The organism is Nocardia grenadensis NBRC 108939, assembly GCF_001613445.1.
Lineage (GTDB): Bacteria > Actinomycetota > Actinomycetes > Mycobacteriales > Mycobacteriaceae > Nocardia > Nocardia grenadensis.
Genome location: NZ_BDCJ01000003.1, coordinates 49,012 through 73,395, shown reverse-complemented (window position 1 = coordinate 73,395; position 24,384 = coordinate 49,012). Strand labels below are relative to the sequence as shown.

The following is a 24,384-nucleotide window of genomic DNA, read 5'->3' as shown; positions in this document are numbered from 1 at the left end:
GCGCCCCACTCACGACGCCCACCACCTGATGGCACCTGGCACGACACTCACCGCCTCAGGTCATGGCCGCTGCGCAGCAGGGTCGCTGCCTGCCTGATACCGGCGTACCCCCTCGTCGGAGCTCCGCGCGTATTTGACCAGACTCCGTACCGAGGTATGCCCCGACAATTTCATCAGCACCGGAGTGGACGCGCCGTCCTCCGCAGCATGAGTCAGCCGGGAATGCCGCAGCTGATCCTGCGTATACGAGCCATCATCAAAGCCCGCGGTATGGTTCTCGAACAGCTCCGCCGCACGGCGGTAGGACAGCCGCGCCCGCCCCATTCCCGCCTCCGAACCCCACTACCGCAGATAGTTTCCCGGATCGCCCCGCCCCGCAACGCCTATAGCGCCCGGACAGCCGAACAACTATCGCGTATAGTACGCCCCTATCTGCGGCAACTGCTTAGCGTGACTTTTCTCGTCGATGTTTCCGGGCCCCCGTCCTGAAGGCGGTGCTGTCCGGTTCCGAGGTTTCCAAGGACCCGTATCAGCATTGGCCGGCGTTCCGGGATGGGGAGATCGGTAACGACTTCCCGCTCCTGAATTGGGTGAATACGCGCTCGATGTTCACCGCCTACGGATCCGAACATCGTCGGCTCCGTAATTTCGTGGCGCCGGCTTTCACCAACAGGCGCACCGCGGCGCTGGAGCCCCGGATCCGGTCGATCGCCGATGAGCTGGTGGCGGCCCTGGATGTTGTGCCGGTCGGCGACGCCGTGGATCTCCGCGAGCGTTTCGCCTACCCCCTACCGCTGCGTGTGATCAACGAGTTGATGGGAGTCCCCGAGCATTTGATCGGGCCGTTGCGGTCGTGTGTGGACGGTATTTTTGATATCGCGTTGGGCGAGGAGGCTGCTGTTGCCAACTATGAGGAGATGATCGGGCTCTTGCAGGCCTTGGTCGGGTATCGGCGCGAGAACCCTGCCGACGATATGACCAGCACGCTGATTTCCCACGCCGATGATCCCGCGAAGGATTTCGGTGTCGAGGAACTCGTCGGGACGCTCTATTTGACGATCAATGCCGGACACGAGACCACGGTCGACCTCATCGATCAGGCGATCTTCCTGCTGCTCACCAATCCGGAGCAGTTGGCCGCCGCACTCGACGGAAGTGTGGACTGGGCGGATGTGATCGAGGAGGTGCTGCGATTCGAGCCGTCCATCGCGCACGCTCCGCTGCGTTACGCGGTGCGGGATCTCGTCGTCGGCGGTGTGGCGATCGCCGAGGGGGATCCGATTCTTTCCTGCCCCGCCGGTGCCGACCGGGATCCCGCGGTATACGGCGACAGTGCGGACGAGTTCGACCCGGCCCGGAGCAATAAGGAGCATATGGCGTTCGGGTACGGTGCCCACCGGTGTCCGGGTGCGCCTTTGGCGCGGCTGGAGGCGCTGGTGGCCCTTCCGGCGGTTTCCGCGGATGGAGCTCGCCGTCTCCCCCGAGGAACTCGGCACGGTGCCCGGTTTCATCGTCAACGGGCACGATCGTCTGCCGGTGTTCCTGGAATAGGCGGTGGTGGATTCGGGGAGGATTCGAGCCGGCTGTGGTGGCGGGCGGGCACAATGTTTCCGGGTGACCTCCGTGGTGTCCGGTTGCCGCACCGCCCGCGTCCCAGCCTTCAGTTCTCGGTGTTGTTCACCGCTTCGTGGCGCTTTTCGAATATTTCGCCGGGGGTTGTTGTTTTCAGGCGCTGAGCGGTGGCGAAGGGGGAAATACGACCGGCAATGCTGTCAATGCGCGGTGGAACGGGCCGGGCCGCCATACGAGGCGTTCCGGGGGTACTTCCAGCTGCAATTCCGGAAGGGCGTCCAGAAGTTGGTCGATGATCTCCTGCGCGAGGAGAAGCGAGAACGGCCGGGCGTGTGCGGGGCAGGCGTGCGGGCCGGTGCTCCATGCCAGGTTCCACCCGTTGTCGATGAATTCGCCGGTGTTCTTCTGGGGGTCGGTATTGCAGGCGGCCATACTGATGATCACCGGTTGATTGGCCGGCAGGAACTGGCCTTCGACGTAGATGGGCTGGCGGGGGTAGGTGATGCAGTAGTTCGCCATCGGGGGGTCGGTGGCAAGCCGCTCCTCCAGTGCGGTCTTCGTGGTCAGGTGGCCGTCGCCGCCGTAGCTGGTGTACCGCTCGTCGGTGAGCATCAGTACCAGGGTGTTGGCGATCAGGTTGACGGGTGGCTCGACTCCGGCGGCGAACAGCAGGACGAGCTGGCTGACCACTTCCTCGTCGGTCAGGCCGGCCGGGTCCTGGATCATCTTGGTGGTGACGTCGTCGCCGGGGTGTACACGTTTGAGGAGCGTGAGTTCGAGCAGGGCCTGACCGAAGGCCGCGTTGACTTGCGCGGTGTCGACGCTGTCGAACATTTGGGCGCTGGCTGCGGCGACCCGCTGGCCGATGTCCTCGGGACAGCCGAGGACCTGGCACAGGACCGAGAAGACCAGCGGAAGGGCGTACTGGTTCAGTACGTCGGCGCGGCCGGTTTCGCAGAAGGTGTTGATGAGCGGGAAGGCGGATCGTTCCACCATGGGGCGGACCGTGTTCAGGTCGATCCCCTGCTCCAGTGCTTCGACGACGTTTTTGCGGAGCCGCCGGTGCTGTTCACCGCTGGTGCGGATGGCGTTGGGCCGGTATTCGACCATCGGCGTGATGGGGCAGTTCTCGGGAAGGTCGCGCTGCCAGATACTCGGGTCGGCGGGAAAGCGGTCGCCGTCGCTGAGTATGCCTTTGGCGGTGTCGTAGTTGATGACGAGGGTGGCGGGTACTCCGGGCCAGATTTCGACCGGGACGAGCGCTCCGTAGGCTTCGCGCATCTGGCGGTAGGCCCGATGGGGGTCGGCGGCGAACTCTTCGCTGTAGATCGGGACCCGGGGGCCGTTCTCGATGCTGTAGATCGGGGTTCGAGTACCGTCCGCGATCGGTGAGCCGGTGACAGCACCCTGTCGGGTGTACTGCGGATACACGTAGATCTCCTTGATATCGGTTTGCGGAGGAATACTAACCGAGGCGTGGGCCGGGCTACGGTGGCCAGGTGGTTATGTTGTTCTCCGCCAACGGATTTGTGGCTTATTGCGGGTAATCCGAACATATTTCGCGGGTCGGTGTATCGGTCGATACCGCCCGTATTCGACCGACGGCCGCGCCGACGCGCTTCGGACACCGTCGCATTCGCCACATCGGTGGAGTCGTGCGGGGTGCGACGAACGCCCCGGGCAGGGCGCCCCGCCTGAGGTGCCCTGCCCGGGTGTGTGTGCGGAGGGTCAGCGCCGGGGCCGGTCGTGGCAGCGCGAGTCCCAGGCGGCGGCCAGGTCGTCGGCCAGTACCGGGGCGCCGAGCATTTCGTCGTCGAATTCGAAGGCGGCCAGCAGGGCGGGGAGGTTGTCGGCGAGGGTGTCGATGGCCTCGTAGAGCAGTCCGCTGCGGAGTTGCTGTTTGACCGCTTTCACGGCGGCGACGTCGAGGAGACCGTGGGTGAGGTACCAGGACGCGTGCTTGTCGATCTGGTCGAGGGCGAAGACGTCACGGACGGCGGCGATCTCGGGATGGGCGGCGTGTTCGTCGAGTATGCGCAGGGCCTGTTCGACGCAGTAGGCTTCCGCGAGTTCCAGGGCGTCCGGGATGACTTCCAGGCGGGCTTCGAGGGTCGGGGTGCTCAGTTGTGGTTGTGCTTCCTGGGCGATGGTGCGGGTGCGGGCGCTGAACAGGCGTGCGCGGTCCGCCGGGTCGGCGGGGTTGTGGAGGACGGGTTCGGGTGGCCGGGTGCCGGCGAATTGTTTGGCCAGTACGCGACCGGCGACCGATCCCATGACGGAGACGTCGCCTTCGCCGGTCATCGCGGCGTGGCAGACTCCGAGGTAGCTGGCGACCCGGTTGGCGCTGAACATGCCTTGGGCGGCCATTTTCACGCGGCAGTCGGTGACCGTCTGGAGTGCGTGCCGTTGGATGAAGTCCTTGGCCAGCATGACCGATACGACGGTGTCGCGGGCGGTGAGGTCGCTGCCCGCGAGTTGGGTTTTCACGGCGTTGCCGTAGAGGGTGCGGGCGACGGTGCCGGCCAGGTCGGTGAGTAGTGTGTCACGGACGTGGGGGATGTCGAGCATGTACGGCTTGTCGGTCGGTGTCATCGGAACGACTCGCCTACTCGCGTAGTTGAGGGCGATGTAGAGCGCGGCGCGGGCTTCGGCGTTCAGGCAGGAGGAGAGCGCCAGGCGTCCGACGGTGAGCTGGCTGATTGCGGAGGCGAAGGCGCGTTTGCGGCTGGTTTCGTCGCGCCAGGTGAGTACGCCGTTGTCGTCGATGGTGGCGAGGTCGTTGCTCAGCCAGGCGTCGCGTTCGATCCGTAGGTTGTCGAAGCTGATGACGGAGTTGTCCATGATGACCAGCGGCTGGTGGTCGAGTTGGGTGATGTTCACTCCGGGGGCGGGGGCTCCGTCGGCGCCGCGCAGGCGTGCGGTGAACAGGTGGACGCCTTGGTCGATGCCGGCGGCGTCGATGAACCGGGCGCCGATGACGCAGACCCGGGCTACTTCGATTCCGACGCTGGGCATGAATTTTCGTGCCCTCGGGTCGGGGGTGTTGAGCACGAATCCGTCACCGTCCCAGGTGGCGGTGGTTCGCATGAACTGGATGTTGGAGCCGCATTCGTATTCGGTGAGCAGCATGACTCCGACGCTGGAGGCGTCGTCGAGGTCGAGGAGGTAGGGCGCGGCGGAGTCGGAGTCGGTGAGGGTGGCGAGGCTGCCCGAGGCCAGGTTGTAGTGGCCGGAGATGAGTGGGATGAGGTCGGTCGCCAATATCGCGCACTGGTCGAATACGGCGAACAGTTTGGGTAGGTCGGTGGCGACGGCGCGGGTGCCGATCTGTCTGACGAGGTCACCCAACTGGTCGTAGGCGTTGAGACGCCGCTGCTCCTGGCTCTGCTGCTCCGTGACGTCGTAGTCCGGGTTGCTGAGGATCTTCTGCAGCTGCTGATGGAACTCCGGACTGCCGTGCCGAATGATGTCGGCCAGCGAATTCTGTTGTTCCAGATACGCGTCGGTAGCCATAACCGCCTCCTACTTATTTCCGGTCCCAGCGGTTCACTCGTTCACCGTTGGGCATACTGGGCCATCGCTACCGGGCACCGGCGCAGGACGCCGGCGGTTACCGCGCTGTCGCACGGGCACCGCCGGCGCCGGAGCGCTGGTGCCGGACGATCACCTGTCAAGAACTCGATGCACCACACACCTTCAGGTGGGGCGTCTCGCCGCGGCCCGGCCGACGGGAGTCGCGTACCGTGCGCCGGTGTGGGCGGGGTGCGGTCGTCCGATGCGTTGCGGGGATTGCGGCGATGGTGCCGGCGGTCGCCGGCGCCCCACCGGGGAGTGGCGGGTGGTCTGCCCGTATCGGCCGGGCGGTGGCGTGAGTGCGCCGCCGGACCGATTTTGCGGTCGCGTCAGCCTGCGACATCATCGTTGCCGCAGAGTTGCCGTTGACCGACCGAGACACGGAAAGTATTGTGCCACAATCGTTCTTCGGTCTCATGGGGAAGAATCACAACGATTGGTCTAGGCCGATGACCTGCTGTTCTGTGGACTATGGGCTGAACTGGCCGTATGCGGAGACGGCGACGCCTTTCTCCTGGCTGAAAATTCGCCAGAAAATTACCCTACGTAACGGTCGGTATTGTCTACGGGTTCACCCGTCCAACCGTTCGTCGAGGATCCTGGCGATCTGCTCGACCGCGGCCGGGTCGGTCATGGCGAGGTGGGGCGCATCGATATCGATATTCACGATCCGCCCGCCGACGACCGGCGCCCATCCCGCCCAGCCGGTGGCATCGGGCCGGCGGTCCACCGTCGCGGTGAAGTACAGCAGGTCACCGTCGAGAACCCGGGGCCGCCAGATACTCGCCGCCCGCATGGACTGGTTGTAGGCGTCGGTCATCCGCTGGATCATGCCGGCGTCGACCGGGAATCCTTCGCCGAGATGGCGCCTGATGAGATCGGCCGCCTCCTGCGCGGTCGCGTCCTGATCGACGAAATCGATACCCAGGACCGGGCCGAGATTGCTGATCAGTTCCCCGGCGGTGACCGTGACGACCTGGGCGGGATCGATATTGGCGGCTTCGGCGTCCAACAGCGCCAGCAGCGCCACCTCCTCCCCCGCTGCCCGCATCTCGACGGCGATCGCGTACGCGATCTGACCGCCCAGCGACCAGCCGAGCAGATGGTAGGGGCCGTGCGGCTGCACGGTCCGGATCTCGGCGAAGTACCGGCGCGCCGTTTCCTCGATAGTGGCCGGCCCAGGGACCTCGCCGCCGATCTGGGGTGCCTGGATGCCGTAGATCGGCCGGCCGGGTGCCAGGTACTCGGCGAACGGACGGTAGCTCCAGGCCAGACCCGAGGCGGGATGGACACAGAACAGTGGCGGCCGGTCACCGTCGGCCCGGATCGGCAGCAGGACATCGAAACCGAAGGCGGCGGCCGGGTCGGTGTGGGTGTGCCCGGAGCGCATACCCGATTCGATACGTCTGGCCAGATCGGCCGGACTCGGATCGGACAGGATCCAGCTGACCGGCACGTCGTAGTCGAGTTCCTTCTTCAGCTCGCTGACCACCTGCACCGACCGTAGCGAGTTACCGCCGAGGGCGTAGAAATCGTCGTCCGCTCCGACGCGGTCCACGCCGAGCACGTGCCCGTAGGCGCGGACCACTTCGCTTTCCAGCCAGGACGCCGGTTCCCGGTATTCACCGACCGCGAACTCCGGTTCGGGCAGTCGCGCGCGGTCGAGTTTGCCCGAGGCCGTGAAAGGTACGGTGTCGAGCACCATGACGGTGTCGGGCACCATGTAGCCGGGCAGTTCGGTGCCGGCGTGGTCGAGGACCGCGGCGGTGTCGACAGTGGTGCCGGTCGTGGGAACGAGATAGGCGACGAGCTGGTCGCCGGTCGCGGCGGTATGCACCGTCACGATCGCGCGGGCGACGCTGTCGTGTTCGGCGAGTACTGCTTCGATTTCGCCGAGCTCGATACGCAGGCCGCGCAGTTTCACCTGGGAGTCGGTGCGGCCGAGATACTCCAGTTCTCCGTTGGGGAGGCGGCGCGCCAGGTCACCGGTGCGGTAGAGCCGCGCGCCCGCGGTGAAGGGGTCGGCGACGAATCGTTCCGCGGTGAGCCCGGGACGGTCCTGGTAGCCGCGGGCGACCTGGTTACCGGCCAGGTACAGGTCCCCGGCGACTCCGGGCGGGGCGGGTTGCAGCCGGCTGTCGAGGACGTAGGCGCGGACGTTCCAGACCGGTGTGCCCATGGGTACGTTGCCGTGGTCGGCGTCGGTGACCAGGTGTTCGGTGGCGTGCAAGGTGAATTCGGTGGGCCCGTACAGGTTGTGCAGTTCGGTGCCGGGCATCACCCGGCGGGCGGCGGATACGACGTCCTGGCCGAATGCCTCACCACCGACGAGCAGCGCCCGCAGCGAGGTCAGCGACGCGGCGGGGGCCGTGTCGGCGAACACCGCCAGCATCGAGGGCACGAAGGAGGTGAGCGTGACCTGGTGGGCGGCGATGGTGTCGGCGAGGTAGGCGGGGTCGGTGTGCCCGTCCGGTTCCGCGATGATCATCCGGGCGCCGGCCACCAGGGTGGCGAACAGTTCCCATACCGAGACGTCGAAGGTGGCGGGGGTCTTCTGCAGTACCACGTCGTCCGGTGTCAGGGAATGCGCTCCCTTGATCCAGTACAGCTGGTTGAGTACCGCACGGTGCGAGACCGCCACGCCTTTGGGGCGCCCGGTGGAGCCGGAGGTGAACAGGACGTAGGCGATGTTCTCCGGCCGCAGCGGGGTGCGGCGTTCGCGGTCGGTGACTGGTCCGTCGTCGAAGCCGGCGAGGTCGAGGTCGTCGAGGGTCGACAGTACGACGACGGGTTTCGCGGTGGCCAGCATGTAGTCGATGCGTTCGGCCGGGTGGTCGGGATCGATCGGCACGTATCCGCCGCCGGCGGCGTGGACCGCGTACATCGCGGTGACCTGGTCCAGTGAGCGCGGCATCCGCAGCGCCACCAGGGTTTCGGGGCCGACACCGCGACTGATCAACAGCCGGGCGAGGCGGTTGACGCGGGACGCGAACTGCGCGTAGGTGAGTGTCTCGCCGGCTGTGGTCACCGCGGGCAGATCGGCGTGTCTGCCTACCGAGGCGGTGAACGCGGAGGCGAGTGTTTCGTTCTGTGCGAGGTGGTAGGCGGTGGTGTTGCACCAGATCAGTTCGGCGTCGCGTTCGGTGGGGTCGAGCAGGTCGACGTCGTGGACGGGCCGGGCGGGATCGGTGGCCATCGCGTCGAGGATGCGCAGCAGGCGGTCGACGACGGCGGTGGCGGTCGCTTTGTCGAACAGGTCGGTGGCATAGGTGATTCCGCCGCTGATACCGGTCGGTGCGCCGGTGTCGTCATAGGTGTCGGAAACGGTGACCTGTAGATCGAACAGGGAGGTGCCGGTGTCGGCTTCGACGGCCGAGACCGACAGTCCGGGGAGTTCGAAGTCGGTGGTGGTGAGGTTCTGGAAGGCCAGCATCACCTGGAACAGTGGGTGGTGTGCGGGGGTGCGTACCGGGTTGAGTTCCTGGACGAGCCGTTCGAAGGGGACGTCGGCGTGCCCGAACGCGGCCAGGTCGGTGCCGCGGACGTGTTCGAGCAGTTGGGTGAATGTCATTCCGGGGGTGAGCCGGGTGCGTAGGACGAGGGTGTTGACGAACATGCCGACGAGGTCGTCGAGTTCGGGTTCGCCGCGGCCCGCGTACGGGGTGCCGATCGCGATGTCGTCGGTGTGCGCGAGCCGGGCCAGGGTGGCGGCCAGAGCCGCGTGGAACACCATGAACAGTGTGGTGTTGTGGGCCCGGGCGACGCGTTCCAGTTTCGCGTGGAGTTCGGCGTCGAGTTCGATCGGCATGTTGGCGCCCGCGTAGGTCGGGGCGGGCGGGCGCGGCCGATCGGTGGGTAGTTCCAGCAGGGCGGGCAGGTCGGCGAGCTGCCCGGTCCAGTAGTCGATCTGGGCGCGCAGCAGTGAATCGCTGTCGTGCTCGGTGCCCAGTACGGTGTGCTGCCAGATCGCGTAGTCGGCGTACTGCACGGCCAGAGGCGGCCAGGCCGGGGGTTCGTGGTGCAGGCGGGCCGAGTAGGCGGCCATCATGTCGCGGGCGAGCGGGCCCAATGACGATCCGTCGCCGGATATGTGATGCAACACCACGGCCAGGATCCACTCGTCGTGGTCGAGCTCGTACAGCCGCACTCGGAACGGTATCTCGGTGGTGAGGTCGAACACCGCGGAGACGAAGGCGGAGAGCCGGTCCACCAGTTCGGATCGGTCGACGCGGGCGACGGCCATGGGCGGTACGGCGTCGGTGGCGGACAGGACGACCTGCGCGGGTTCGCCGTCGTGGTGCGGGTAGACGGTGCGCAGCACTTCGTGACGGGTCATGACGTCGTCGACCGCGGCGTGCAGGGCGTCGATGTCGAGCTGCCCGGTGAGCCGGATGACGATCGGGATGCTGTAGGCGGCGGAGTCGGGTTCGAACCGGTTCAGGAACCACATCCGCTGCTGTGCGTAGGACAGCGGGACGTGTTCGGGGCGAGGCTGGGCGGTGAGCGAGATACGGCCGGTGTCGGCGTGCGATTCGGCGCGTACGGCGAGTTTCGCGACGGTGGGCGCTTCGAAGATCATCGCGACGGGCACGGACGCGTCGAGTGCGGCACCGATGCGGGCGGCGACGCGGGTGGCGATCAGGCTGTTGCCGCCCAGTTCGAAGAAGTCGTCGTCGGCGCCGACCGGCCCGTCGGTGCCGAGCACTTCGGCGTACACCCCGGCCACGATCTCCTCGACCGGTGAGGACGGCGCCCGGAACTGCCGGGCCTGCAGGACCGGCGCCGGGAGGGCTTTGCGGTCGAGTTTCCCGTTCGGTGACAGCGGTATCGCGTCGAGCACCATCACCGCGGCGGGCACCATATAGGACGGCAGTGCCGTGGCGGCCGCGGGGACGAGTTCCTCGCTGGAGATACTCGCGCCCGGCGCGGGCACCACATACGACACCAGCAGTACGGGGCCCGTACCGTCGCGGCGTGGCACGGTGATCGCGAACGATACATCCGCGCGGGCGCTGAGGACGGCGTCGATTTCGCCGAGTTCCACCCGGAAGCCGCGGACCTTGATCTGGAAGTCGTTGCGGCCGACGAATTCGAGGTCGCGGTCGGCGTTCCAGCGGACGACGTCGCCGGTGCGGTACATGCGTTGCCCGGGTTCGCCGTAGGGGCAGGCGATGAATCGGGCGGCGCTGGTCGCGGCCCGGTTGAGGTAGCCGCGGGCCAGGCCGGGGCCGGCCAGGTACAGTTCCGCGGGTACGCCGACCGGTACCGGTTGCAGCCGGGAGTCCAGGACCAGGGCTCGCATACCGGCGCGGGGGGCGCCGATCCGAACCCGGTCGCCGGGAAGCATATGGGGGGCGGCGGTGGCCACGACCGAGGTTTCGGTCGGCCCGTACAGGACCCGGAATTCGCGGGTGCCGGCGCGGTCGGTGCCGGCCCACCGGTTCACCAGCTCCGAGGGCACTTCCTCACCACCGGCCATGACGACCTGCAGGTCGTCGAGTCCGGTGGGGTCGACGGAGGCCAGCGCGACCGGTGTCACGAAGGCGTGGGTGATGCGCTGGGTGCGCAGCAGGTCGGCGAGTTCGCTGCCGCCGTACATTCCGGCCGGGGCCAGGACGAGGGTGGAGGCGCCGCCGGTGGCGAGCATGATCTCCAGCAGGGAGGCGTCGAAGGACGGGGAGGCGAAATGCAGGACGCGGGAGGTGTGACCGGTGCGGTGGGCGCTGTGCTGGGCGGCGAGGAAGTCGGCGATGGCGCGGTGCTCGACGGCGACGCCCTTGGGTACGCCGGTGGAGCCGGAGGTGAAGATGATGTAGGCGGTGTTTGTGGCCCGTAGCGGTGCGCGCCGGTCGTCGTCGGTGACGGGGTCGCCGGGCAGGGTGTCGATCTGCGCGGTGACGGTGTCGTCGTCGAGGACGAGCCAGTTCAGGGAGTCGGGGAGATCGGGGCGCGCCGCGGCGACCGTGACACCGAGTGCGGCGCCGGAGTCGGCCACCATCTGTTCGATGCGGCTCGCCGGATAGCGGGGGTCGACGGGCACGTAGGTGGCGCCGGATTTCACGACCGCCCACCACATGATCACCGAGGTCACGGACCGGGTGGCGGCGACGAGCACCGGGCTCTCCGGGGCGGCGCCGTGCCGGATGAGGGCGCGGGCCAGCCGGTTGGATCGGAGGTCGAGTTCGGTGTAGGTGAGTGCGGTGTCGTCGGCGACGAGGGCGAGACCGTCGCCGTTGTCGCGGACGGCGGCGGCGAACGCGTCCGGTAGCAGGGCGGGTGCGCCTTCGAGGCGCGGACCGACGCGGGAGACGAGCGCGGTGTGTTCGTCGGTGTCCAGCCAGTCGAGATCACCGACCGGTGTCGCCGGATCGTCGGCGAGGGCTTCCAGGACCCGGATCAGTCGTTGGGCGAACCCGGCGACCGTCGGTTCGTCGAACAGGTCACGGGCGAACATCAGCATGCCGGAGATACCCTGCGCCGCGCCGCCTCGACCGTAGTTTTCGGAGACGACGAGTTGCAGGTCGAATTGGCACATGCCGGTGTCGACGTCGGCACGGGACACGGTGACGTCGGGCAGCACCACGTCGACCGACGACAGGTTCTGGAACGCCAGCGCGATCTGGAACAGCGGATGCCGGTCGGCGGTGCGTTCCGGTTTCAGCTCTTCCACGACCCGTTCGAACGGGACATCGGCGTGTTCGAAGGCCTGCAGGTCGGTTTCTTTCGTGCGTGTCAGCAGTTCGGTGAAGGGTTCGCCGGGGTGGATGGGGGTGCGCAGGACGAGGGTGTTGACGAACATGCCGACGAGGTCGTCGAGTCCGGGTTCGCCGCGGCCGGCGACGGGCGTGCCGATGACCACGTCGTCGCTGCCGCTCAGCCGGCTCAGTACTGTCGCGAGGGCCGCGTGCAGGACCATGAACAGGGAGGTGCCGCGGGAGCGGGCCAGTTCGGCGAGTTTGCTGTGCAGGTCGGCGCCGATATCGAGTGGGACGCGACCACCGGTCAGGGACGCGACGGCGGGGCGGGGCCGGTCGGCCGGGAGGTCGAGCCGGTCGGGTGCACCGGCCAGTGTGGTGCGCCAGTACTCCAGTTGGGCGGACATGAGCGAGTCGGGGTCCTGCGCGGAGCCCAGGGTGCGGCGCTGCCACAGCGCGAAGTCGGCGTACTGCACCGGCAGCGGTTCCCACAGCGGTGGATGTCCGGCGGTGCGGGCGGCGTAGGCGCGCATGACGTCGCGGGCCAGTGGGCCCATGGACTGGCCGTCGCCGGCTATATGGTGCACCACCAGGATCAGCAGGTATTCGGTGGTGTGACCGTCGGTGTCGAGAGCGAACAGTTCGACGCGCATCGGCACCTGCACGGTGACGTCGAAGCCGCGGCGCATGAATTCGGCGACCACGTCGGGGATCGCGGACGGTGCGACGTGCACGGGGTCCAGGGTGATCTCGGGTTCGTCGAGGATCACCTGTTCGGGTTCGCCGGCGGTCTCGGGGTAGATGGTGCGCAGTACTTCGTGGCGTCCGGCGACATCGCGCAGTGCGGTGGCGAGGGCCGCGGTGTCGAGGTCGCCGGTCAGTCGCAGCATGACCGGGATGTTGTAGGCGGCGGAGTCGGGTTCGAAACGGTTGAGGAACCACATCCGCTGCTGTGCCAGCGACAGCGGGACGGGGTCGGGGCGTACTCCGGCGGTGAGGGGTACCCGGTCGCCGCCGGTGAGGGTTTCGGCGTGCGCGGCGAGACCGGCGACGGTGGGTGTCTCGAACATGGACCGCACCGGGACCCGCACGTTCAGGGTGGCGCCGACGCGCGCCACGACCAGCGAGGCGCTGAGCGAGTCGCCGCCGAGTTCGAAGAAGTTGTCGTCGGCACCCACCCGGGTGATGCCGAGCACGTGACAGAAGGCTTCGGCGACCACGGATTCCACGGGTGTGGACGGTGCCCGGTACTCGCGGGTGGCGAATACCGGGTCCGGGAGCCGGGAGCGGTCCAGTTTTCCGCTGGAATTCAGTGGGAGTTCGTCGAGGACGAGGACCGCGGCGGGCACCATATAGGCGGGCAGGGCTTCGGTCAGGGCGGCGGTCAGTTCGGTACCGGAGACGGTGTGGCCGGGGGCGGGCACCACATAGGACACCAGGACCGCGGGCCGGTCTTCGGCGATGCGCGGCACGGTCACCGTGAACGCCACATCCGGGCGCGCGCCGAGGACGGCGTCGATCTCGCCCAGTTCGACCCGGTTACCGCGGATCTTGACCTGGAAGTCGTTGCGTCCCACGAATTCCAGGTCGTCGGTGTCGGTGCGGCGCACGATATCGCCGGTGCGGTACATGCGGTGGCCGGGTTCGCCGAACGGGCAGGCCACGAAGCGGGCGGCGCTGAGCCCGGCGCGGCCGATGTAGGCGTCGGCCAGACCGGCCCCGAAAAGGTACATCTCGCCCGCTACCCCGGCCGGTACCGGCCGCAGCCAGGTGTCGAGGACCACGGCCGCGACAGGGCCGACCGGGCCGCCGATGGTGATGGGTTCGCCGGGGGTGAGTGCGGCGTTGGCGGTGGCCCAGATCGTGGTCTCGCTGGGACCGTAGAGGTTGACCATGGCGCGGTCGGGCGCCCACCGCTCGACCAGTTCGGGGCCGACCGGTTCGCCGGCGCTGGCGAGCACCCGCAGTTCGCCGAGGCCCTCGTGCGGGAGGGTCGCCAGTGCGGAGGGGGTCAGCAGGGTGTGGGTGATGTGTTCGCGCCGGATCAGGGCGGCCAGTTCCGGGCCGCCGTACACATCCGGTGGCGCGATGACCAGTCGGCCGCCGGAGCCGTGCGCCATCAGTAGTTCGTACACCGAGGCGTCGAAATTGGGTGAGGCGACCTGCAGGACGGTGGCGGCGGGACCGACTCCCAGTATCCGGCGTTGCGCCGCCACCACATCGGGCAGGGCGCGGTGGGCCACCAGGACACCCTTGGGGGTTCCGGTGGATCCGGAGGTGTAGATCACGTAGGCCGGATGCGCCGGCCGGATCGGGCCGCCGCGGTCGGCGTCGGTGACCGGCGCGGACAGTGCCGGATCGCTGGCGGTGGCCGCGGTTTCGGTGTCCACGATCAGCCAGTCGACATTGTCGGGTACGCGCGGCCGGGAGGCGGCGTCGGTGATACCCAGGGTGACGCCGGAGTCCGACAGCAGGAATTCGATGCGGTCGGCGGGCAGGTTCGGGTCCATCGGCAGGAACGCGGCCCCCGCCTTCGCCGCAGCCCACACGGTGACGATCGCGTCGAGGGATCGGGGCAGCGCGGCGGCGACCAGGGTGCCCGGGCGGCCGCCGCGGCTCAGCAGCAGCCGGGCGAGGCGGTTCGCGCGGGCGTCGAGCTGCCGGTAGGTCAGGGTGACCGGACCGGAGACGGCGGCGGTGGCGTCGGGGTCGGCGGCCACGGTCGCGGCGAGCAGGTCGCCGAGGGTGCTCGCGGTGAGGTGCCGGGTGCGGGGGGCGGGCAGGACCGGGTCCTGCCGGTCGGGCAGGGTGAGCTCGCCGAGCCGGGTGGCGGGGGCGTCGGCGATGCGGTGCAGCAGTTCGACGAAGCGGTCGAGGATCCTGTGTGCCTGTGCGGTGTCGAAGGCATCGTCGAGGAACCGCAGGGTGATGTGCAGGCCTTGCGCGGTCTCGTGCTCGGCCTGTTGCGGCGCGACGACCAGGCTCAGCGGGTACGGGGTGGCGTCGACGCCGGTGATCTCGTCCACGCGCAGTCCCGCGGAGTCGACGAGTTGCTGCAGGGCCGGGCGGTCCACCGGGAAGGATTGGAAGGCGATCGCGGTGTCGAACAGTTCGGTCGTGCCGGCGCTGCGATGGATATCGGGCAGCCCGACGTAGTGGTGGTCGAGCATGCGGGCGTGCTGGTCCTGCAACTGTGTCAGTAAGTCGCGCAGGGAGTTCGCCGGGTCGAGGCGGACCCGGACCGGGATCGTGTTGAGGAACATGCCGAGGGTCTGATCGACGCGGGGCAGTTCGGGTGGGCGGCCGGAGACCGCGGAACCGAAGATCACGTCGGTTTCGCCGGTGAGGGTGCGCAGGTTCAGCGCCCACGCGGCGGCGACCGCGGTGTTGACTGTGACGGCGGTGTCGGCGGCCACGGTGCGCAGGCTCGCGAAATGGTCGGCCGATAGTTCGGCGGTGACCTCGGCGGCGGTGGCGTCGGTCGGTCCGGTGCCGCGGGCGACGCGGGTGGGTGAATCCACGTCCGCGTAGGCCTGCGCCCAAGCGGCTTTGGAGGCGGTGAGGTCCTGGCGGGTGAGCCAGGTCAGGTAGTCGCGGTAGGAGGGGGCGGCGCCGGCGGCGCCGATGTGTTCGGGGGCGCCGTAGTAGTCGAGTAGTTCTCTGAGCAGCAGCGGCATCGACCAGCCGTCCAGGATCACATGATGGTTGGTGATCAGCAGCCGGGCCGCACCGGATTCGGCGCGGATGAGGGTGAACCGGATCAGCGGCGGGGCCGACAGGTCGAACCCGGCGGCCGCGTCGGCGGCGGCGATCCGGTCCCATTCGGCGGTGAGATCGTCACCACGGACGGCGAGATCGACCTCCTGGTACCGGACCTCGGCGTGGTCGAGCACGATCTGGCACGGTCCGCCGGCGGTTTCCACGAACGCGGCACGCAGGATGTCGTGCCGGTCGACCACCGCCTGCGCGGCCCGCCGCAGGCGTTCGCCGTCGACGCTGCCGGTGAAGCCGATCACCGTCTGCACGGTGTAGTTGTCGCCGGCGTCGGGATCGAAGGTGGAGTGGAAGTGGATCCCGGATTGCATCGGCGACAGCGGCCACACATCGGCCAGGGTGTCGTAGCGCTGTTCCAGTTGCTCGATATCGGGCCGGGTGAGGGTGACGAGTGGAAAGTCCGCCGGCCGGTAGGGGCGGTCCTCGATACGGTGGGCGCCGCGCGGCAGGTCCTCGGCGGTGACGGCGTCTGTTTCGTGACGGGCCGTCGCGGCGAGAGCGGCAACAGTTTTGCCTTCGAACACATCGCGCGGGGTGAGGGTCAGCCCGGCCGCGCGCGCCAGCGCCACCAGCCGCATCGAGACGATGCTGTCGCCGCCGAGGGCGAAGAAGTTGCTGTCGGCGGAAACGGTGTCGAGGTGCAGGACTTCGGTGAACAGTTGCGCGATGACCCGTTCGGTGGGCGTGGCGGGCGGGCGGCCGGGGGTTTCCTCGGCGCGGAAGGCGCGTTCGCGCAGCGCCCCGCGGTCGATTTTGCCGACCGGGGTGAGGGGCATGGTGTCGAGTTCCACGATCGCGGCGGGATTCATGTAGTGGGCGAGTGATCCGGCGAGGTCGTCGCGTAGTGCCGTCACATCCAGGGTGGTTCCCGGGGCCGGTACGACATAGGAAACCAGCACCGGTTCTCCGGCCGGGCCGTCCTGGGCGACCGTGGCCGCCCGTGCCACGGCCGGGTGCCGGGTGAGGTGGGCGTCGACCTCGCCCGGCTCGATACGCAGGCCGTGGATCTTGACCTGCTGGTCGCCGCGGCCCAGGTATTCCAGTTCCGGGCCGGTGCGGCCGCGCACCCACCGCGCCGAGTCGCCGGTGCGGTACATGCGGTCGCCGTGGGGTGAGTACGGGTCCGCGACGAACCGGGAGGCGGTGGTGGCCGGGCGGTCGTAATAGCCGTGGGCCAGGCCGGGCCCGCCCAGATACAGTTCCCCGGCGACTCCGGCCGGTACCGGCCGCAACCACATATCGAGCACCGTGGCGGTCACGCCGCGGATCGGGCCGCCGATGGTGACCGGTTCGCCGGGGCGCAGCGCCTCGGATCCGGTGGCCCAGATGGTGCATTCGGTCGGTCCGTAGTGGTTCATGAGCCGGCGTCCGGGTGCCCACCGGTTCACCAGATCGGATCCGGTGGCCTCGCCGACGACCGCGATCGTGTCCAGCGCGGGCAGCCCGGCGGAATCCATGGTGCCCAGCACCGACGGGGTGATGATGGCGTGGGTGACCCGCTGCTCGCGCAAGAGGTCTTCGAGGTCGCTGCCGCCGTACACCTCTGGTGGCGCCACCAGTAGGCAGGCGCCGCTGCTGTGGGCCAGCAGCAGTTCCGAGACACAGGCATCGAAGCCCGGTGAGGCGACCTGCAGCACCATCGAATCGGTGGTCGCGGCGAACGCTTCGGCTTGGGCGGCAACGACATCGGCCAGGCCCCGGTGGGCGATGTGTACCGCTTTCGGTTTACCGGTCGACCCGGAGGTGTAGATGAGGTAGGCGGCGTTGCCGGGATGCAGGTGCGTGGGGGTGACCGGTTCGGCGACGGGATCGGGTGCGGTGGCGGGGTCGGCGATCAGCCAGTCCATCGTGGTCGGGAGATGTGGGATGACGGGGTCGACGGTGACGCCGAGCGTGCTGTGGGAATCGGCCAGCAGTTCCGCGAGGCGTTCGGGCGGGTTGGCGGGATCGAGGGGTACGAACGCCGCGCCGGTGCGGGCCACCGCCCAGATCGCGACCGCCAGTTCGGCGGAGCGCGGGAGGGCCAGCGCTACGAAGGTTTCGGGGGCGGCGCCGCGTTCGGTGAGCCGGCGGGCCAGGGCGTCGGCGCGCTGTTCCAGTTCGCGGTAGGTCAGGGTGATGTCACCGGCGCGGACGGCCGTCGCGTCGGGGTAGCGGCGCGCGGTGGCCGACAGGATGTCGTGCAGGGTGCGTTCGCCGGCCGGCGGCGCGCCGTGTACCTGTGGTTCCGCGCGTTCGGTGTCGCGGGCCGCGGATACGGCGGCGACGCGGCGACCCGGGTGGGTGACGATTTGGGTCAGCAGCAGTTCGAATCGTTCGAGCAGTGTGTCGGCGGTGCCGGTGTCGAAGCGGTCGGTGGCGAACCGCAACGTCACCGTGTAGGTGCTGTTCTCCTCGGTATCGGAGGCGTCCCGTGACGGCGGGGTCACCTGCAGACTCAGCGGATACGGGGTGGCGTCCCGGGCGTCGATATCGATGAGCCGCAGTCCGGCGGCACCGAGATCACGTGCCAGTCCTTCGCGGTCCAGCGGGTAGGACTCCAGCACGGTCACCGTATCGAACATGTCGGCGATGCCGGTGGCGCGTTGGAGTTCGGCCAGGCCGATGTGCCGGTGCCCGAGCATCGAGGCCTGCTCGGATTGGACGCGGGTGAGCAGGTCGGCGACGGTTTCGTGGGGGTCGGTGCGGACCCGCACCGGCAGGGTGTTGATGAACAGTCCCACCATGTATTCGACGCCTTGGATATGGGGCGGACGCTCCGAAACAGTGTTGCCGAACACCACATCGGGGCGGCCGGTGAGGGTCGTGAGCAGGAGCGCCCACGCCACCTGGATGGCGGTGTTCGCGGTGACCCCGTGGGTGCGGCCGAGGTCGAGGACCGCGGCGGTGGTCGCGGCGTCGAGCGCGCGGCCGGTTTCGCCGCTGTCCGCGCCGGCCGTGCGGTCGGCGCGGCCGGTGACGTGTGTCGGACTCTCCACGCCGGCGAGCACCCGCTGCCACGCCTCGGTCGCCGCGTCACTGTCCTGGGCGTGCAGCCACTGCAGGTAGTCCCGGTAGGAGCGGGGTGGGGCGAGTTCGGCCGTTTCGGTACCGGACGCGTACAGCGCGAGCAGTTCGTGGATCAGCAGCGGCATCGACCAGCCGTCGAGCACGAGGTGGTGGTTGGTGACCAGCAGCCGGTGTTCGTCGGTGCCGGTGCGCACCAGATGGAACCGCAGCAGCGGCGGACGAGCCGGGTCGAATGGTGCCGTGGCCGCCGTTGCGAGTTCCTGGAAGGCGCGGTCGTGTGCCTCGGTGTCGAGGAGGTCGGCGAGATCGGAGTACTGCCAGTCGGCCCGGGTGTCGCCGAGTACGAGCTGGCGGGGGCCGCCGGCGCTTTCGACGAACGCGGTGCGCAGGCTGTCGTGGCGGTCGACGAGGGACTGGGCGGCGCGGTGCATCCGGTCCGCGTCGACGTCCCCGGCGAAGGTGAGTGCCGCCTGCACCGTGTACCCATCGGTGGTGTCACGGTCGTAGATGGCATGGAACAGCAACCCGGCCTGCAGGGCGGTCAGCGGCCATACATCGGTCAGCGACGGATAGTCGCGCAGCCACTGATCGATCTCGTCCTGCGACACAGTGACCAGCGGGAAATCGGAAGGAGTGAAGCCGCCCGCGGATTCGGAGCGGATATGCCCGGCCAGGGCGCGTAGCGCCCGCACCCACAGGCCGGCGAGTTCGTCGACCTCCGCGGCGTCGAGCACCTGCGCGGCGAACTCCCAGGTCGCATCGAGTTCGAGGCCGTCGGGTCCGGGTTCGGCGATCGTGTTGATATCGAGCAGGGCGGGCAGCGCCATCCGGGGATCGCTCGTCGCGGTCAACGAGGTGAACTCACGGGTGGGTGTCCACGCCCCCGAGTGTTCGCGGACACCCACCCGCCCCAGATAGTTGAAACTGATCTGGGGGTCCGGTGAGTTCCCCAGCTCGGTGCTGCCCTGCGGGTCGAGGCAGCGCAGCATGCCGTAGCCGATACCGTTGTCGGGCACCGCACGCAGCTGCTCTTTCACCTGCTCGACGGCGCGTCCCGCGGCCGCTCCGCCGGCGAACGCCTCTTCCGGGTCGATATCGCGCAATTCGAGCCGGATCGGGAACCGGGTGGTGAACCAGCCCACCGTGGCGCTGAGGTCGGCACCCGGCACCGCCTGCTCCTCGCGGCCGTGCCCTTCCAGCGAGATCAGTTCCGCGCCGGCGGCCATACCGCGGCGGCGCCGCCACTCGCCCAGCGCCAGCGCGAGTGCCGCCAGCAGCGGGTCGTTGGCGTTGCCGTGGTAGCGGGCCGGGACGGTGGTGAGTACCGCCTCGGTGATATCGGCGGGGATCCGGATCCGGACACGGCCCGCCGTCGCCACGACATCGCGTTGTGGGTCCAGACGGCGTGGTCCGAGCAGCCGGTCACCCCGTTCGTGGATACCGCGCCACAGGTCCAGTTCCGTCGCGCGCCGGGTGGGCGCCTGTTCGATCAGTCCGTGCGCCCAGCGTCGCACCGAGGTGCTGGGCGGCGGGAACTGTGGTTCGCCGCCTTCGGTGACTTGCGTCCAGGCCTGCGCGAGATCGGTGAGCAGCAGACGCCAGGACACCGCGTCGACGGCGAGATGGTGGATCACCAGCCACAGCAGGTCGGGGCCGGTGGTGTCCTGCAGCCGGACGGCCTGCAGCAGAACGCCGTCGGTGGGGTCCAGTCGGTCCGCGGCCGCCTGGAGGTGACCGTCGACCTCGGCGGCGTCCCGCCGGGTCAAGGTGACCGTGGTCAGCGCGGTGTCGGCGTCGACCGTCCCGCGGTCGAGGACGTCGACGAACCGGTCCACCGATTCGGCGCCGCGCAGGACGGCGCGCAGCATGTCGTGCCGGTCCAGTACGGCCTGCAGGGCCCGGACCAGATGCGCGTGTTCGACGCGGTCCGGGAGCTGCACGAGGGTGGCCTGTGCGAACCGGCTGTAGTGACCGCGGCCGAGCATGGCGTGCATGATCGGCGACAGCGGCATCGGCCCGACGCCGCCGCCGGGGAGTTCGGCCAGCCGCGGCGCGTCCCCGATGTCGGTCGCCACGGCGGCCAGCCCGGCGACGGTCTTGGCATCGAATACATCCTGGGTGGAGAAACTCAACCCGACTGCCTTGGCGCGCGCCACCAGCTGGATCGACAGGATGCTGTCACCGCCGAGCGCGAAGAAGCTGTCGTCGGCGCCGGCGCGCGCGACTCCGAGAATCTCGGTGAACAGGCCGGCCAGCAGATTCTCCCGGGGTGTGGCCGGGGCGCGTCCGGCCGGGGCGGTCCCGAAATCCGGTTCGGGGAGCGCTTTGCGATCCAGTTTGCCGAACGCGTTCACCGGCAGACTGTCCAGCGGCAGGATCACCGCGGGAACCATATGCGGGGGCAGGGTTTCGCGGGCGTAACGCTGCAGTGCGCCGGTGTCGATCCGGCGGCCGTGCACGGGAACGACATAGGTGGCGAGTACAGTCGCGTCGGTCTTGTTCCGCACCGGCACGGTGACCGACAGGTCCACGTCGGCGTGTCCAGTGAGCGCGGCGTCGATCTCCCCCGGTTCGATCCGGTAGCCGCGGATCTTGACCTGGAAATCGCTGCGGCCCATCAGTTCCAGCGTCATCTCGTCACCGGCACCGGACCAGCGCGCGAGGTCGCCGGTGCGATACATGCGGTCCCCTGGTTCGCTGTAGGGGTCGGCGACGAAACGTGCCGCGGTTTCACCGAAACGGTGACTGTAACCGCGCGCCAGACCCGGTCCGGCCAGATACAGTTCACCGGCGGTGCCTTTGGGGACCGGTTGCAGGGCACGGTCGAGCACCATGGCCGCGACACCGCGGATCGGGCCGCCGACGGTGAGATCGCGATCGGGTTCGATGGGTGCTCCGGCGGCGGTGATGGTGGTCTCGGTGGGGCCGTATTCGTTGTACATCGACCAGGACCCGGTCCACCGTTCGATGACGTGCGGCGGGCACACGTCGCCCCCGACCACCACGACACGCAGATCGGTGAGCGGCCCGGGGTCGACGGTTGCCAGCACGGCGGGGGTCAGCGTCAGGTGCGTGATCCGTTCTTCGGCGAGCAGCCGGGTCAGTGGTTCGCCGCCGATGACCTCCGGCGGCACGATCACCAGGGTGGCGCCGGAGGCGAAGCAGGTGAGGAACTGCTCCTGGGAGGCATCGAAACTGGGTGAGAGAGCGTAGGACACGCGCGCGGCCGCGTCGATACCGTAGGTGTCGCTGCGGTCGGTGACGAGGTTCGCCAGCCCGGTATGGGTGACCTGCACACCTTTCGGGAGTCCGGTGGACCCGGAGGTGTAGGTCAGATAGGCGAGGTCGGCGGGCCGCAGCGGGCGTATCCGGTCGGTATCGGTGACCGGATCGGACGGATAGGACTCGTATTCCCGCTGGAGGCCGGGATCGTCGAGCACGACCCGGCGCACCTGCTGCGGCAGCCGTTCGGTGTGGCCGGCGACGGTGATCGCGACGGAGGCGCCGCTGTCGGTCACCATGTGCTCGATTCGGGCGGGCGGATACTCGGGGTCGATCTGCACGATGGCGGCACCCGTTTTGGCGACCGCCCAGGCCGCGACCACCGATTCCACCGAGCGCCGCAGCAGGATCGCTACCGCGGTTTCCGGTCCGGCGCCCAACGCGATGAGATGGCGGGCCAGCCGGGAGGATCTGGTGTCCAGCTCGGCATAGGTCACGGTGCGGCCGGGCGTGGAGATCGCGCTGCCGGAACCGTGGTGGCGGGCGGTCTCGGCCAGGATGTCGGGTAGCAGCCGGGTGCCGGTGCCGTGTGGACCCCGCACGGGCAGCAGCGCGGCCCGCTCCCGCGCTTCGAGCAGCGGTAGCGCGCCGACAGCGTTCGCTGTTCCGCCGGCGAGGAACTCGTGCAGGAACATGAGGAAACGCCGGTGGTGCCCGGCGAGTTCGGCGGCACTGTAGACATTCGGGTTGCCCTGGAAATCGATATGGGTGCTGTCGCGGCCCGCCCCCGGATAGATATTGACGAACAGGTCGGCGGTCGGGCCGGAGGTGAGCACGTGGAGCCGGCCGGTCGTCTCCCCCAGCACGATCTCGTTGTCCACCATCATGAGGTTCACGGCCGGGCCGAACGAGGCCGCCTCGTCCCGGGCAATCCCCATATCGTGGAAGATGTCCTCCTGTCGGTAGCGTTGCCGGCGCAGCGCGCTGGTCAGTTCGCTCTGGGTCGCCGCGATCAGTTCCCCGACCGTGCGGTCGGCGATCTGCACACGCAGCGGCACCACATTGGCGACCATGCCGCCCGAACGGCGCAGCACCGCCGAATGCCGGCCCGACACCGGCAGACTCAACAGGACCTCGTCGCTTCCGGTCATCCGGCCCAGGTAGGCGGCGAACGCCGCGACGATGATCGGAGTGACGCTGGTGCCGCGTTCGGTGACCACACTGTCGAGCAGGTGTGCGGTGTCCTCGGGTAGGGACACACTCACCAGTTCCGGGTGGATGGTGGGTTTGCTGACGCGTCCGGCCAGGCTGACTACGGGTGGTGCGCCCGCGAGGTGTTCGGTCCAGTACTTGCGGTCGTTGTCGAAGCGTTCCGATCCCCGATAGGCGAGGTCTTGTTCGATGATCTCGCCCAGATATTTCGCGGTGGCCGGGGGCGCGTCCGCGCCCCGCACCCACGCGTTGTACAGCTCGGTGATGCGGTGCACCATGGTTACCGCGGCGAACCCGTCCAGGGCGATATGGTGCGCACGCTGATACCACAGGTAGTGGTTGTCGCCCACCTGGTACACGATGCACTTCATGAGGTAGTCGCCGAGCAGGTCCAGTGGCGCCGAATAGTCCTCCACCATGAGACGGTGCGCGGTCGCCACCGGATCGGTACGGCGCCGCAGATCCACCACCGTGGCCGGTGATCCGGCGGTCTCGTCGACGTACTGGCACGGTTCGCCGTCGACCTCGACGAGATGCAGGTGCCCGGGACCGAATTCGCGATCGGCGGCCTGGCAGGCCTCCAGAAGCAGCTCCGGCTGAAGTTCACCCACGATCTCGACGTACTGGGCCACCGAGATCGGTGACGAACCCGCGAGATGCTGTGCGAACCAGATCCCTCGCTGGGCGGCCGACAGCGGCAGGACATCGTGGCGGGGCGGGCCGGTGAATGTGACGGCGCCAGGCCGCGCACCCGAACCGTTACCCGACGCCGTCTGGCCTGTGGTCGTGGACGAGCCGATCTCCGCTGAATCCGATCGGCCCCGGCCGTCTATGTTGCGCTTGGACTGGGTCACCTGTCCTCCATTTTCCCGGCATCGGGGGGAAACCGGCCGATTGAGCCGGTTCACTGCTCCTGAAATGCGCAGGGGATATCATTGGAACAACAATTCATGTCGTCGAATCGAGACTTTTGCCCATCAGCGATGATGGACGGCGATCCCATCGGGGCGCCGAATTCGATCCCGAAAGGAAATAAAGCGAGTTGATCTATACCCGGTGGTTATAAAAATCGGGGCTCATCCACCGGTCGGCCGCATCTGCCCGAAATCCGCTGGAAAGCACCGTGTTCTGGGCCGTTCTTCGACGGGCCGGGTGGCTGAGCAACCGCCACCCGGCGGGCCCGTCGGGTGCAGAGTCCGCACTGTGTGTGCACGCATCGATACCGTCCCAGGGTTGGGATACATGCAGGTCACGGATGTGGCTCGGAGTCATGTCGGGGCCGTCGAGCGGGAAGTTGACATTGTCGGTATTCATAGGCTGCACCAAA

5 protein-coding genes are annotated in these 24,384 nt (G+C 68.5%); 1 reads left to right on the top strand and 4 read right to left on the bottom strand.

All coding sequences use genetic code 11. The features are described 5' to 3' along the window. Window positions 1-60 precede the first annotated feature (60 nt). The gene (locus NGR01S_RS02590; RefSeq protein ID WP_063034552.1) at window positions 61-324 is read right to left on the bottom strand and encodes a tyrosine-type recombinase/integrase; all 264 of its coding nucleotides are present in this window, start codon (window positions 322-324) and stop codon (window positions 61-63) included. Window positions 325-494: 170 nt separating this feature from the next. Here NGR01S_RS02590 and NGR01S_RS02585 point away from each other — a divergent pair, with 170 nt between their 5' ends. Then, window positions 495-1,736 (top strand): cytochrome P450, encoded by a 1,242-nt coding sequence (locus NGR01S_RS02585; RefSeq protein ID WP_063034551.1) that lies wholly within the window; start codon window positions 495-497, stop codon window positions 1,734-1,736. Here the strand turns inward: NGR01S_RS02585 and NGR01S_RS02580 are convergent. From NGR01S_RS02580 to NGR01S_RS02570, 3 genes are all read right to left on the bottom strand, one after another. After that, complete coding sequence (locus NGR01S_RS02580) at window positions 1,726-3,003, bottom strand: cytochrome P450 family protein (protein ID WP_245664405.1); 1,278 nt, start codon at window positions 3,001-3,003, stop codon at window positions 1,726-1,728. The two genes, NGR01S_RS02585 and NGR01S_RS02580, sit on opposite strands and share 11 nt — an antisense overlap. A gap of 297 nt (window positions 3,004-3,300) precedes the next feature. Further along, the gene (locus NGR01S_RS02575; RefSeq protein ID WP_063034550.1) at window positions 3,301-5,085 is read right to left on the bottom strand and encodes an acyl-CoA dehydrogenase family protein; all 1,785 of its coding nucleotides are present in this window, start codon (window positions 5,083-5,085) and stop codon (window positions 3,301-3,303) included. Between the two features lie 631 nt (window positions 5,086-5,716). Then, window positions 5,717-23,911, bottom strand: a complete 18,195-nt coding sequence (locus NGR01S_RS02570) for a non-ribosomal peptide synthetase (protein WP_245664404.1) — start codon at window positions 23,909-23,911, stop codon at window positions 5,717-5,719. Between the last annotated feature and the right edge of the window lie 473 nt (window positions 23,912-24,384).